This is a genomic window from Microlunatus sp. Gsoil 973, from assembly GCF_009707365.1.
Classification (GTDB): domain Bacteria; phylum Actinomycetota; class Actinomycetes; order Propionibacteriales; family Propionibacteriaceae; genus Microlunatus.
In genome coordinates this window covers 3768212-3782151 of record NZ_CP046122.1, presented here as the reverse complement: position 1 = coordinate 3782151, position 13940 = coordinate 3768212, and the positions used below count along the sequence as shown (strand labels likewise).

Annotated in this window: 10 protein-coding genes; 4 read left to right on the top strand and 6 right to left on the bottom strand. The window is 67.2% G+C overall.

Features of this window, described 5'->3' with window-relative positions:
- Positions 1-185 precede the first annotated feature (185 nt).
- The 4 genes from GJV80_RS17815 to GJV80_RS17800 are packed head-to-tail and all read right to left on the bottom strand — an operon-like array spanning position 186 to position 2127.
- Positions 186-716 (bottom strand): phage tail protein, encoded by a 531-nt coding sequence (locus GJV80_RS17815; RefSeq protein WP_154689047.1) that lies wholly within the window; start codon positions 714-716, stop codon positions 186-188.
- Between the two features lie 22 nt (positions 717-738).
- Positions 739-1236, bottom strand: coding sequence for a phage tail protein (locus GJV80_RS17810; RefSeq protein WP_154689046.1), 498 nt, complete (start codon positions 1234-1236; stop codon positions 739-741).
- Between the two features lie 27 nt (positions 1237-1263).
- Entirely contained in the window at positions 1264-1767 is a 504-nt protein-coding gene (locus tag GJV80_RS17805; RefSeq protein ID WP_154689045.1) for a phage tail protein, read from the bottom strand.
- A 39-nt stretch (positions 1768-1806) separates the two neighbouring features.
- On the bottom strand, positions 1807-2127 hold the full coding sequence (locus GJV80_RS17800) for a hypothetical protein (RefSeq protein WP_154689044.1): 321 nt from the start codon (positions 2125-2127) through the stop codon (positions 1807-1809).
- Between the two features lie 938 nt (positions 2128-3065).
- Between GJV80_RS17800 and GJV80_RS17795 the strand changes: the two genes are divergently transcribed.
- The 3 genes from GJV80_RS17795 (at position 3066) to GJV80_RS17785 (ending at position 8752) form a co-directional block, all read left to right on the top strand.
- The gene (locus tag GJV80_RS17795; RefSeq protein WP_154689043.1) at positions 3066-5654 is read left to right on the top strand and encodes a hypothetical protein; all 2589 of its coding nucleotides are present in this window, start codon (positions 3066-3068) and stop codon (positions 5652-5654) included.
- A 190-nt stretch (positions 5655-5844) separates the two neighbouring features.
- Complete coding sequence (locus GJV80_RS17790; RefSeq protein WP_154689042.1) at positions 5845-8082, top strand: hypothetical protein; 2238 nt, start codon at positions 5845-5847, stop codon at positions 8080-8082.
- Between the two features lie 67 nt (positions 8083-8149).
- Positions 8150-8752: a DUF488 family protein gene (locus tag GJV80_RS17785; protein ID WP_154689041.1), complete on the top strand. Its 603-nt coding sequence runs from the start codon at positions 8150-8152 to the stop codon at positions 8750-8752.
- 79 nt (positions 8753-8831) lie between these two features.
- Here GJV80_RS17785 and GJV80_RS17780 read toward each other — a convergent pair whose 3' ends face one another.
- Both GJV80_RS17780 and GJV80_RS17775 read right to left on the bottom strand, forming a co-directional pair.
- A complete protein-coding gene (locus tag GJV80_RS17780) occupies positions 8832-10142 on the bottom strand; it encodes an alpha/beta fold hydrolase (protein WP_230207816.1) in 1311 nt (436 codons plus the stop codon).
- A 234-nt stretch (positions 10143-10376) separates the two neighbouring features.
- The gene (locus GJV80_RS17775; RefSeq protein ID WP_230207815.1) at positions 10377-11141 is read right to left on the bottom strand and encodes an IclR family transcriptional regulator; all 765 of its coding nucleotides are present in this window, start codon (positions 11139-11141) and stop codon (positions 10377-10379) included.
- Between the two features lie 195 nt (positions 11142-11336).
- On the opposite strand from GJV80_RS17775, the gene GJV80_RS17770 reads away from it, so the two are divergent.
- Positions 11337-13904 (top strand): hypothetical protein, encoded by a 2568-nt coding sequence (locus tag GJV80_RS17770; RefSeq protein WP_154689038.1) that lies wholly within the window; start codon positions 11337-11339, stop codon positions 13902-13904.
- Positions 13905-13940: the final 36 nt, after the last annotated feature.

Sequence of the window (13940 nt, the reverse complement as noted above, 5' to 3'; positions counted from 1 at the left end):
CAGGCGGAAGGTCAGGCGGATAGCGTATGAATGAACCGATTTGCTGGCCAGAGCACAAAGTCCCGGTCGAGCCGGTTCCCATTCAGGGCATTGCACGCGCCGCATACATATACGGCAGCGAATCGCCATAGACATCGCCACAGAATCTGTCGACATACCCGTCCGCCCAGGGACGAGCCCCGTGGTCACGGCCGCTGCGGGAAGATTCCCTGAAGCGCGATGATGAAGCTGACGCACAGATAGGGCGGCATGTTGTTGTGCGGCTGACCACCACCGGTCATCCCGATCGCGCTCGGGCTCATCGACTTGTCGGGTGGGTTGTCGGCGTACATGTTGGTACCGATCCGACCCAGCCGGGCGCTTGCCCAGATCGCATCGTTCGGCGTCGTGGCGTCGCCGGCGGCGTCGACCGCGTTCGCGAGATGGGTGTGCGCAGGCATCTGCGGGCCCGCCACCGTCACATTCTGTTGTCCTCCGATCTCGCCGAGCCGGCGCGCGGACAGCCCGGCGCCCTGGCCTTGCTGCATGGGCGCAACACCCATGAGGTTGGGCAGGGCGAAGGTGACACGGCCGTCGCCGCCGTAGGTCGTGCCGAGCAGTGAGAACAGTGCGGTGTTCTGGGAGATGGCCATCAGTTGGCCGTTGCACAGCGCCCACCCGTTCGGGGCGAAGTTGCCGCTGAACATTCGGATCTCGGCGAGAAAAGGTTCAGGCATCGCGGGGCTCCTGTTGGCCGGTCTAGTTCGCTGAGGGGTAGACGCCCACCAGGGCGATGATGAAATTGAGCACCAGGAACGGTGGTCGGTTCTCGTGGGCCTGGTTGCCGCCGCCGTCGGCGATTGCGGCGCGGCTCATCGTGGTGTTCGCCGCATTGCTGTATTCCAGCGCGCCGTCGGCGGGGGCCCATGTGGTGCCGTTCGGGCTGGAGCCGTTGGCGGCCCCGCCGGCCAGTGCCGGATGGTTGTGGGCCGGCATCTCCGCGACAGTCAGCGTGTGCGTCGCCTCGCCGCCTTGTTGTCCGACGGTGAAGCCCTGACCCTGGTGGATGGGCATCCGCCCGGCGAAGTTGGGCAGGGCAAACGTGGTCCGGCCATCGCCGCCGTAGGTGGTGCCCACGATGGAGAACAGTGCCTGGTTCTGGTTGATCTGCAGCAACTGGCCGTTGCAGAACGCCCATCCCCTGGGTGGGAAGTTGAACGAGACCAGTCTGATCTCTCCGAGGAACGGATCACTCATGCTTGGCTCCGAAAGTAGGTGCGGTGGTCAGCTCGGGGTGGGGTAGATGCCCTCGGTCGCGATGATGAAGTTCAGGCACAGGAACGGCGGCATGTTCTCGTGCGGCTGGTTGCCGCCGGCTGGTTTCAACGCCGAAGGATTCATGGTCAGGTTCGCCGTCTGGGTCGAGGCGTACGCACTGAGGGTTCCGGATCCCCAGACGTTGCCTTCGGGCGCCGGCTGGTCGGCGTTGGCCGTGCTGGCGTTGGCGGCGTGGGTGTGCGCCGGAAGCTGGTCCGGGGTCAGCGTCAGTTGTTCGACGCCGCCGATCTGACCGATCACCGAGCCCGGCCCCTGGTGGTAGGGGATTCGGGAAGCCAGGTCGGGCACGGCGAAGGTCGCCTGCCCGTCACCGCCGTAGGTGGTGCCGATCAGCGTGAACAGCGTGTCGTACTGGGCGATGGGCAGCACCTGGCCCTGACACAGCAGCCAGCCGACCGGGGCGAAGTTGCCGGCGAACATGCGGATCTCGCCGATGTAGGGAGTACTCATCGTGCTTCTTCCTCGATGCGGGGGATCAAGCCGGTTGGGTCAGGGCGACGCACCCGGGGGTGGAACAGAATTGAATATCGCCTGGTATTCCAGCGGGAATTGCGCGTCGTTCGGTCGCTGGCCTATTGGTACGAGGAATACCGGCTCCGGCCCGAAGCCGTCCGCAGAGAGTTGATAGTTCGCCTGCTCGATCGGTGCCCGGGGACCCGCCTTGAAGATCAGCGAGAAGGACCCCGGGCCGCTGGTTGTGCATTCGGTGAGCACCAGGGGTGCCGTGTCACCGTCAGGCAGGTGGAGCGCGAATCCGGTGCCGACCCGAGCAGCGAAGTGGGGGTAACCAGCACCGGAGGGTGTGCTCATCAGCGTTCCCGGGCCGACCTGGTCGGGCGCGGGCAGACCGGCCGATTGAGGCGGGACGCGACCCGGTTGATCCGTGGCCCAGAACCCAACGCACCGCCGGCGGCCCCGGTGAACGTCGCACCGTTTCGCACCCCGAACTCCGATCCTGTCGCCGAACAGCACGCCGAATTGTCAGCACTTCATGTGTGTCATCGCCAAGTACAGCGGCAGGCTAATGGCCCGCGACCGAAATGGCTAGATCGGTTCGGCCCGACTTCTGGTCGAATCCACTATCCGCGCCACTAACGAAGGGCGTTCAGATTGAGGCGGCTCCGACGGAGCGTATCGGACGCTGCGGTTGTTCCCCCGGCCAACCGTGCTGGCCCGTTTACGACTCCACCAGAGCCCTCGGAATATATACATGGTCAGCATCTGGGAATGATCACTGAGGTCTCAGTCAGCTCACAGACACATCGCTAATCTAATCGCAGGGGCTAACCAGCCCTTCGAGTGGAGCGGGACCCGTTGAAGACCTTTCCCCCCAGAAGATCTGCGGTCTCATCCCTGTTGACCCGCCCGGCCCGGTTGTGGACCCCCGCCACGAATTCCGGCCGGGCGGGATCGACACCCGCCCTACCCCGGAATAGGTATGAACGTTTCAGCTCGCTGCCCTCGTGAGTCGAACGGACCTCGTGGCATCGCATGAGCAGGACAAAGCAGCCGTGATGACTGCCTCCGACGCCCGGCAATAACGGTCGCACCGCAGGGAGTGGTCTGTTTGGCCCGATCGGGCAACGGGGTTTGTCCCGTTCGGACGTAGTCCTCAAGGGCCGCCACGACGGAAACTGGTGTGCATTTCCGGCTATCGGCGAGGGGTGCAGATGCACGAGCATGCCGACAGGGAGAGCGCCGACTCAGGTGTGGCACGGACGGCCCCGGCCGTGAGCGGTGCACATGCTGTGAGCCAGCATGGTCAGCTCGGCGAGACCGCCTTGGGATCGGTGCTCCAACTCCAACGCCTCGCCGGGAATCGTGCCGTCATCCCCTTGCTTCAGGCCGGGTCCGGCCGGCGCGCAGGCGGAGTCCCGGTTCAGCGGGATGTCACCTCCGCCTCGGTGGACCCGACCGGCGTGGCCGCTACGGTCGCCGCAGATCCGCTGACCCGGATCGACCAAGCAGAGCAGTCGGCGTTGAGTCGACTGGCCGCTGCCGCCGCGGTCCGGCGGGCAGAGGTCGACGCGTCGTTCGGCGCCGCCTCACAACAGGTGACACGGAGTCTCCGACTGTTCGAGGCGCAATCGAAGACGGGCGAGGCAGCCGAGACTGCCCAGATCAGCGCCGCAGGAGCGGCGGCGAAGTCGACCATCGAACAGCAGGCGGTGACGACCGGGACCCGTGCCCAGGATGTTGTCGACCGTCTCGAGTCGGAGGCTTCTGGAACCGTCGGCCAGGAGTCGGCCCGAGCGAGGTCGCAGGCGATCGGTCAGCAGCAACGCGCCGACCCGGTGGTCGGCACCGCCACTGACGAAGAGGTGCGGCAAGGGAAAGAGAAGATAGCGGCCACGGTCCGGAACAAGGCCGGGACCGAGCTGTCCAGGGCCGGCGATCAGGCCGCCGCCAGCATGGCCCGTGGCCGACAACAACTGGAGTCCGAGCTGTATGGCCCAGCGAAGTCCGACGCCAACAGCAAGATCAAGGCGGCCGCCACACAGGCCGAGCAGGGCATCGACGGGGGACGGGGCACAGCCCAGGCTGCCGTCCGCCGGATCACCGGCGAAGCCGCGGCCGGATCTGCCAAGGCCGCGGGCAGGCTGACCAGGGCCATCAATTCCGGACAACAACTGGCGACCGACGACATTGCAGCCTGGGAAGAGGCGGCACGCAGCAAGATCAGCGAGGCGGCCGAGCATTTCCGGGCCGAGGTACTCGCGGGTGCCCACCAGTTCGAGGCCCAGGCGCTGGTGGCGCTGCCCGCCGGTGAAACTCTGGACGCGGCCAGGACCGAGGTCCAGGAGGGGCTACGGCAAAGCACTGACGACATGGTCGCAGCCATCACCGAGTCGGCTGCGGGCCTCGACGACGGCCTGGCGCAACTCGCGCGGCAGCACGCCACAGGCGTCGCGGCGTCGAGTCAGCAGGCCCAACAACGCGTGGTCGAACTCGGCCTGACGGTCCGTTCCGGCCAGCGGCAGGTAACCAGCGGCTTCCGCACGACGGCCGACGCGGCCACAGGCGAGGCGGGTCAGCAGTTCCGGGCGGTCCCCGACCGGCTCGACACCCACCTGGCACGCCCCCATCGAACCGGACTGGATGGAATGCGCGACAAGGCCGACGAGGCCGGCATCAAGGCCGCGGAGTGGGCCGATCGGGCTCGCAGCGCCGGCGACCGGGGGTCCTCAGACCTTGATTCCGCCGCATCGTCCCTGGCCCAGGAGGCCTCCGCGAAGGACCGACCGCAGGTGCAAGGTTGGTTCGAGGCCATTGTCGGCAGCATGCGCAGGTGGCTCAAGGACAAGCTCGGCGATGTCCTGGGCGGCATCGTGTCGGGCATCATCCTGGCCATTCCCGCCCTCCTGGTGGCCGGTGCATTGATCCTCGCCGGCCCGGTCGGCTGGGGCGTGCTTGCGGCCCTCTTCGTGGTCGGTGCCGGCATGGGCATCTATTCGCGCTGGAAGGAGTACCAGACCGACCACGGCGGGCAGGGCCCGGGAGGGTGGAACGCCGTCGGTGTTGTGGCACTCGGCATCGCCGACATCACCGGCATCCCGTACATCGTCGAGGCCGGCATCGGGCACAGGGCGTTCGCGCCCCGACCGATGACTGACTTCGAACAGTGGGAACGCGGCACCGAGGGCGTCATCTTTGCCGCACTCATGTTCGCGGGCGGCGCGAAGAAGTTGTTCGGCCGCGGACCGGTCGAGGCTCCCGTGGTGAAGCCGGAGGTCAAACCCGAGGTCAAACCCGAGGTCAAACCCGAGGTCAAACCCGGCAGCCCCGAGGCGAAACCGGAGGCGGGCGAGACTGCACCGGAAACCGGTGGGCCAAAAGCGACAGATCCGGCGACCGTCGAGTTTCCGCCCGGCACGGCGTACGAAAAGTTCCAATGGATCAAGCAGCAGGTGCTGGCTGCCCCGCCGGGTCAGCGCGTCCAGACAGCCCGCGCGCTCCTCGCCAGGATGCCTGCGGAAACCGGCAACGCCTGGGGTGCGACCGAACACCGGGCTACCAACGGCACCTACTGGAAAGGCGAGAAGCAGGCGAACATCTACTTCATCGACGGCGCGGGAAACGTGTATTCGGGCAAAGCCACCGTCGATACCTTTTCCTACGGACCCAACGGCGAGACCGTTCATCCGGAATCGTTCGGCAAGCCCCCGGAGCCCGCGTCGCCACCCCCCGCGCCGGCGCCGGCCCAGGCACCTCCGGCACCCCCATCCCCACCGGCCCCACCCCCGGCCTCACCCGCGGGCCCCACTACTCCAGACACCCGACCGGGCATCCCTGTCCCGGCCCCCTCGCACGAGGACCGCGACCCCGCGTTCCAGTGACGGGACTACGCGATGGTGCAGGAGCATGGGCGCTGGCCGGCGCCGAAAGAACCAGCCGAGCGAGCTCAGGTCTGCCCTTCCGGCCCTTCCGGACTGCCGCCTCGCCAGGTGAAGATCGTTGTGCGGGAGGACTCCCGCCGCCGGTCGGCGCACTGATGCCTCGGCGGTGCGGTTGTGAGAGGCGGAGGCCATGTCGATCCTCACCGACGTTCTGGACTCCCTCGGACTGTTGTACGTCCCGGAGGAAGCGAAGAACGTACTCTTCTGGCCGCCGCCGACGCCTGCACCGGCGGCGAGCTGGCATCCGCGACTGGTCGAGGGCGTACTGGCCCACCCGACCGGTGACCTGACCCGGGACAACGCGCTGCGCCCACGGGTCAGCGTCATGCTTGGCCCGGGTGCCACTCTGGCCGGCGTCGCGACGTTGCTCGCCGACCTGCTCGACGACATCACCGATCGGACGACAGCGGCGCCCCTGCCTTCGGCACACGAGGTCCTGGAGGCTCTGCTCACCTACAGCGCGACCCATCTGACCAATACTCCGACCGACCGGTTGGTGGTCGGCTTCCGGATGCCGCTGCCGGTCGAGATCGACGAGGCCGGCGGAACCTGGGTGACCAACCTCGAGACGATCCAGGGTTGGCGCCCACTGGCATCCGCCCTGTTGAAGAGCGCCCGGGACACCGCCGTCGCCCGACTGCCCATCGACGATCCGGACGCGGTACGCAGCCAGGTCACCGCTGACCTGGCCGGCGTCGGGGATCTGACCAACCTCGGGCCGGCGCTTGCGGCCCGAACGCTCCGCAACCCGTACGAGCCGGTCCTCTACCTCTACGAACTGTTCCGCCAGGTGCACACCGACCGCACCGACGATGAGCCCGGCTTGGGGATCGCGATCCTGGCCGTGCTGGTCCAGCACCAGGCGAACCTGTTGGCCACAACGACCGGGGGAGCTGCCGTCCTTCGCCGGCTGTGGTCGGCGTTGTCCACTCCGGCGGCGGCTGCACTTCCCGCCGCACGGCAGGCTGATCTGGTGCGCAGCCGTCGGCTGGTGGCCACGGCTCTCGGACTGGCGACCGGAACCGGACCGGACAGCTGGCAAGGACCGCTCGAGATCGGACCAACCGTGGTTCCGCGGGAATTCAGCCTGCCCGCCTCGGCCTCCCCTCGGCGGCGAGCACCCGCTCTGGAGGTGGCGGCGGTCGCGGCCGCGGAGAGCCCGGACGGCCAGCAGTCGATGGTTCTCGGTCGCCAGCTCAGTGGCGGCAGCATCGACAAGTACGGTGTGTTCGTCGGTCCGTCCTACGGCGGCCGGGTCGATCCGGTGGACTTCATCGACGACTACGCCGACGCCATCGGGTCCGATCCGACGCAGGCAGTGATGGACGACCGGCTCAAGGTCGTCAAGGCCATCACCCACAACGAGGGCTGGCTCGACGGCGCTCGGTTGCGGGACAAGGGCATGGTGTCGACCGGCATCCAGCAGTGGACGGTGCACGGGGACGACGAGGCGACAGTGCTCTGGGAACATTTCCGCGGTCTCGATCCGGACCACTTCGATCTGTTCCTCGGGCTCTACGGGATGCGTACGCAGATCTGGGGAGCCAGCGACACTGCGGCCAGCCCGACGCCGACGCCGGCAGACCTCCAGGCGGCCAATCCGTGGGCCGATCCGAACGTGCTCGCCTTCCCCCAGGTGGTTCCCGCCGATCCCGACCGACATTTCCCCCGGTTCGTCACCCTGCTCCGGGTCGACGCCGGTCAGGCGCCGGTGCGGATGCCGACCTCTGCCGGGAACGTGCCCGCCGGTCCACGGCTGCCGTACTTCCGCGGACGCGTGGCCGGCGGCGTCTACACCTTCACCGAGACCTGGTCGGCCAGGGTCCGGCTCGCGGCGCTGTGCTCGATCGCGTACTGCGTCGCCGAAGCGCAGACCGCGGCGAAACGGTTCGATCGGATCTTCAGGGACACCAACGACGCCGGTGACTTCACCGTGCCCGGTGCTCCGCATCAGCCAGGGACCCCCGTGCCCCGCTTCACCGTCAGCCAGCTGTTCACCTCCGAGTACGGCGCGGCCCTGCTGCTCGATGCCCACATCAACGCACCGGGCCACCTCGTCGACCGGTTGAATTCACACGGCGGCCTGATCCGCAGGAGCGACATCGGCACCGCCATCATCGCCGCAACCAGGACCGCCACCCATCCCGGCGGCGTCGTGGCATTCGACGCCAACGGCGACTTCACCAACACCTGGCTGGAACGCCTGGCCCAGGAGTATCAAGTGGCCCGGGCGCTGGCGGACAAGCCGCAACGTGACCGGTACATCCAATATCTGGCCGGCGTCATCCCACAGAATCCGGCCGTCCGCGGGGCGGTGTACCGGAGTCTGTCGGCGGTCCCGGGCAGCTTCGCCGGATGGGGTCCCTAGTCAGGGGTCGCAGGCCCTGACATCCGAAGGCGTCGAACGGTATCGGCGGAGGCATGCTTGAACCACCATGACAACCGGCGCAAGCGATGCTTCGGCAACCGACAACGCACCAGAAGTCTGGACGATCGGCCACTGGACCTGCCCGGAGCCGGACTTCCTTCGGCCCCTGCACGAGAACGGCATCGAAGTGCTGGCCGATGTTCGCGCCCACCCCGGCTCCCGGCGCAATCCGCAGTTCGGCCGCGACGAGATGCCCGGCTGGCTGGCCGATGCGGGCCTCGCCTACATCCACTTCGGCGAACTCGGTGGACGGCGCCCGAAGCAACCCCAGGTCGATCCGGAACTCAATGCGGGCTGGAGCCAGCCATCGTTTAAGAACTATGCCGACTACACGCAGACTGCGAACTATCGGGACGGCATCGCGCGCCTGACCAGTCTCGCCCGCATCCGTCGGCTGGTGATCATGTGCGGGGAGCCGATGCCATGGCGGTGCCACCGCCTGCTCATCTCCAACACGCTGGCGGCTCGGGGCTGGGTCGTCTGGCATCTGATGGGTGACGATCCCCCGCGCCGGCACGTACTGGGCCGCTGGGGTGCGCTGCCGGTGATCGGCGACGGCTTTGTTCTGACCTACCCGCCGCAGCACGAGCCGACTGCGGCAGCGCAGTAGGAACGGCTCCTTGACCGTCGGGGCCGTCCTTGATCACCTGACCACCCGCGGCAGCCGTCGAGGGTTCGACCACCGGCTGTCACCGGGTCAGCTGCGTGTGGTCGCGGACGGCGGTGACCACGTCCAGGATCGCTTGGCTGGTGATCTCGGCGTATTCGCGTTCCCCGACCAATGCTTCGTGGCTGGCTCCCGGTACGACGCGATGCGCACTGTTGGTCGACAGTCTCGCCAACCGATCCTGGGCTTCGAACCAGTCGTCGGCGTTGCCGACGGTGGCCGTCAGGACGATCAGCGGCCTGGCGCCGACGTCGCGCAGAGCAGCGGCCTCCTGAACGGCGGCCCCGGCGCCGGCGTACTCGTCGATGGTGCTCCGGATGGTGCTCGCCCGGGCGGCATTGGCGCGGAGCTCGTCACGTGAACGCGGCGGAAGGGAGCTGAAGTCGGTGAGACCGGTGACGCGCGCCAGCCCGAGCCGGGCCGAGACGGAGATCAGTGTGGACGTTCGGGCCAGGACGCCGTCGGTGCGGACCACGGGTGTTGGCATGTTCGGTCTGGCCGGTGGTTTCGCCGCCGTCGAGTCGATGAGCACCAGACCGGCGACCTCGTGGGGATACTGGGCGGCGAAGACCCGAACGTAGAGCCCGCCGAACGAGTGCCCGGCCAACACGTACGGCCCGGTCACTCCTGCCCGGTGCAACAAGCTGTGCAGGTCGGTGGCGATCCGGCTGCCGTCCTGAGGAGCGCCGGTGGGTGCGGGCTCGCTCCAGCCCCGCCCGGAACGGTCGTAGACGCAGACCCGGGTACGGCCGGCCACCGCGGGTGCGATCCATCCCATGTTCGACGACATCTCCCCGCCACCGGGTTCGAGGATGACGGTCGGGCTGCCCGAGCCCGTGCAGTTCAGGTGCATTCTGTGTCCGCCGACGTCGATCAATCTTCCGGGGGCCGGGAAGGCGTTCGCATCGGCGGCTGCACCGACTCTCTGGTAGCCGCCGCCGATGGAGGAGATGATCAGAACGCCGCAGACCACGAACAGCAGCGCCCTGCCGCTGCGACTCGGCATCCGTCGGTGGACGCGAGTGATCACCCAGATCGCCAACGCCAGCAACAGCGGCGGCCACACCCAGCCGAGCGCCTCGTCCACCGAGGATCCGAACATGATCAACAACAGACCGCTGACGCCGAAGAACAGGGCAGGAACCGCTGCCCAGTGCTGGGGTTGATCGGTGAGGCGCGTCGAGAGCAGGACCAGCATCGCCCAGCCGATCGCGATCCCGCACAGGAGCGCGCCGGTGATCGCACTCTCGGTCACCGGTATGAACGGCGCGAAGACGAGCACCAGCGCTGCGACCGAGCCGATCGCCAATGAGCCCGCAACGATCGCCGTCATCCGCCGAGTGGGCCACCCTGCACGGACGTTTCCGCCCTGCAGGTCACCGGAGCTAGCGGTGTCAGCTCGCGGGCGGGACGATCCGGGCTCATCGGCAGAGGAAGGTGTCATCTGATCGCCTCGTCGCTCGGCTGCCTGGGGGACTGTTCTCCAGCGGGACCGGTGCAGCTCACTATGCCCCGTAGCAGCGGCTTGCGCAGTGGATAGGCGAACCCCGTCGCAGCTGCCTACCTCCTAGGGCGTCTCGCTGAGCGGGCCGATGAGTTCGGCCCTGAGTGCCTCGGCTTTGGCCTGAAGCAACGGGATCGCCTTCGCACCCAGTTCCTTGGTCATCCGAAAGGTGGGACCGGAGACCGAGACGGCCATCGAGATCGGCAGTCCGAGCACGGGAACGGCGTAACAGAAGACGCCGTCCTCCTGCTCCCCGGCGTCGGTCGCGTAGCCCTGGCGCCGGATCTTTGCCAGTTCCCGGTGGAGCTTGGCGCGGTCGGTGATGGTCCGCGAGGTTGCTGCGGGCATGCCCGCACGATCAAGGATCCGGTTGACCTGGGACTCCGGCAGTTGCGCCAGGATCGCCTTGCCGACACCAGTCGCGTGGGTGTGCGCCCGGTGCCCGTCCTCGGTGAACATGCGCATTGCGTGCGGGGACGGGACGTGAGCTACATAGACGACCATGGTGCCGTCCAGGACGGCGAGGTTCGCAGACTCCCCGAGTCCGGCGACAAGGCTGGCCAGATGAGGCTCGGCGACCGGTGAGAAATGGGTGTCGACCGGGCTCGCCAACCGGACCAGCCCCAGTCCGAGTCCGTAGCGGCGATTCTCGCGTTGCCTCGCGTATCCCAACGAGACAAGGGTTTGCAGGAAACGGTGGGTGGTCGGAACCGGCAGGTCCATCGCCTGCGACAACTCCGTCAACGACTGGTCGCCCCGGTCCACCAGCAGCTCGAGCAAGGCGAAGGCTCGCTCGACCGACTGGACGCCTCCGGCCTTCTTCGTCACGGGCGCCATCCTCCCCTTCTGATCAATCACTGTCTGCGCGCGACGGAGTCAAGCCAGCGTGAAGTTAGCACATGGGTCTGACCCGCAGTATGCGCCCGAATCGATGTAGGGCAATCGTCGTTCAGTCCTGAATCAGTATCAGTTTCCTCCAATCTCGGCCAGACGATTGCGGACGCTCCAAAAGTACTCCATTATATGAGCAGCGATCTCCACTATCTGGAAGGTGTCATGGACGACAACATGCTGGCAGTGAGAGTGCAGGTAGACCCGGAACTGCAGGGGCCGGCCGTGGATTGGGCCCTCGACCTGCTGCGTAGCCGATCGGGTGCTGATGTCCGGGTCGAGGTCGGTGAGTCGGAGGCCGACGAACCCTCGCTGGTTCTCCAGCAGAACGATCAAGGAACCCAGGGCTACTCCTACGCCCGAGCCGGCGCCGGGCTGCAGATCCGGGCCACCGATGTGGTCGGAGCTTCCTACGCACTGGTCGGGCTCGCAGACGAGTTGGAGATCGTCGGCGAACTGAGCCGCGCGTTCGAGAGTCTCGATGGCGTGGTGTCGTCGACCACGATGCCGGTGCGGGGCATCATGCGGTCCTTCTCCAGCGTCGACGAGGATCACCCGTGGTTCACCTCGACCGATTTCTGGACCGAGTATCTGGACTGGATCGCGCAGGCGCGGTTCAGCCGCTTCCACCTGGCGTTGGGCATGCAGTACAACTACGGCGCCGATCGCCACGGTGCCACCGACAACTACCTGTGCTTCGCCTATCCGTTCCTGCTCGACGTGCCTGGCTGGGACGTCGTGGCCGAAGGGGTCTCCGCCGAGGAACGGGAGACCAATCTTCGGATGCTCCAGTTCATCGGCAAGGAGACCAAGCGCCGTGGCATGGACTTCCAACTCGGTCTCTGGAATCACGCATACGACTACGGCCGCAACTCCGTCCACCGGTTCCCGATCACCGGACTGACCCCGGAAACCCACGCCGATTACTGTGCGGCGGCGATCTCGGAGTTGCTCCGCGTCTGCCCGGAGATCGATGGCTTCAGCTTCCGCGTGCACTACGAGGGTGGCATCCCCGACGAGGGTCATGAGAAGTTCTGGGACCCTGTGTTTGAGGCACTGTCCCGCAGCGGGAAGCCGTTGCAGGTCGACATGCACGCCAAGGGCGTCGACGACGCGCTGCTCGACGCGGTGAACAAGCCCGGCCTGCATCCCGTACTCGGCGCGAAGTACTGGGCGGAGCATCAGGGACTGCCCTACCATCAGGCAGCGATCCGCCGGCGCGAAGAGGCCAAGCCGGTGCCGCCGGGTCGAGAGCTGACGTCGATCACCGAGTTCGCGCGCAGGTTCACCCGCTACGGCTACGCCGACTTCCTGGGCTCGGATCGTCGGGCCGACCTGATCTTCCGGGTCTGGCCGGGTACCCAAAAGCTCCTGTTGTGGGGTGACCCCGAACATGCCGCCGGATACGGCCGGCTGTCCACATTCGGCGGCGCACTGGGTGTGGACATCTGCGAGCCACTGTTCTTCAAGGGACGCAAGGGTTCCGGCGCGCCGGGCCGTCGCGACCCGTACATCGATCCCGAGCTGAAGCTCGGGCTGCAGGACTGGACCAAGTACGCCTACACGTACCGGATCTGGGGTCGGAAGCTCTACAACCCCGACGCGCCGCGCAGGGAGTGGGAAGGCTATCTGCACCAGACCTACGGCGAACACGGGGACACCGTCGAACGGACCCTCGCTCCGTTGAGCCGCATCCTGCCACTGGTCACCGTCGTCCACGGTGTCGGCGGGTCGAACAACGGCAACTGGCCCGAGGTCTACACCAACCTCCCGGTCACCGAGGGTGCCTACGCCGGCCACCACGGCACAGACACCGAAGCGCCCCCGATGTGGGGAACCGTGAGCCCGTTCGATCCCCAGACCTTCTACATCATCAACGAGTGGGCGGACGACGTGATCGCCGGCCGGCTCGACGGGCGCTACACGCCCCTGGAGGTCGCTGACTGGATCCAGCGATTCGTCGACGAGGCTGCCGACGGTGTGGCCAAGCTGTCCGCGGTCGAGCAACCCTCGGCACAGCTGCGACGGACCGCCATCGACGCCGAAGTACTGCTGCGGCTGGGCAAGTTCTTCGCGGCGAAGTTCCGTTCGGCGGCCGACTACGCACTGTGGCAGCGCAGCGGCGATCGCGACCTGCTGGCCAGGGCGTACGACCAGCTGAGGTTCGCCTGCGACGTGTGGACCGAGATCGGTGACCTGGTCGAAGGCGTGTACCAGGCGAATCTGCGATTCGGTCCGGAACGCAGCGAACACGGCGGCTGGAGCGACCGTCGCCCCGGCGTCGAGGCCGACGTCGACGCCATGTGGGCCGAACTGCGCAACGCCTCGAACGACGCAGCCGGGACTTTCAGCGCGGCGGTGCCATCTCGACCGGCACAAGCCGGGCTCGGGCACACCCCACCCAGCGACTTCACGCGTGCGCAACCCGTCCCACTCGAGGTCTCCGCCGGCGAGGGCGTCGTCGGTGTCGTGCTGAGCTACCGACACGTCAATCAGGCCGAGGACTGGCAGTCGGTCCAGATGCAACGCGCAGACGGCGGCTTCCGGGCCGAGATCCCGGGCGACTACAGCGACAGCAGCTATTCGCTGATGTACAGCTTCACGGTGGAGCAGGAGGGAGGTGCGGTGACCCGGCATCCGGGCTTCGACGAAGCACTGGCCAACCAGCCGTACTACGTCATCACGGCCCCCGTCGACTGATCCGTCGGCAGCATTCACAGTCGGTTCGCACACCTT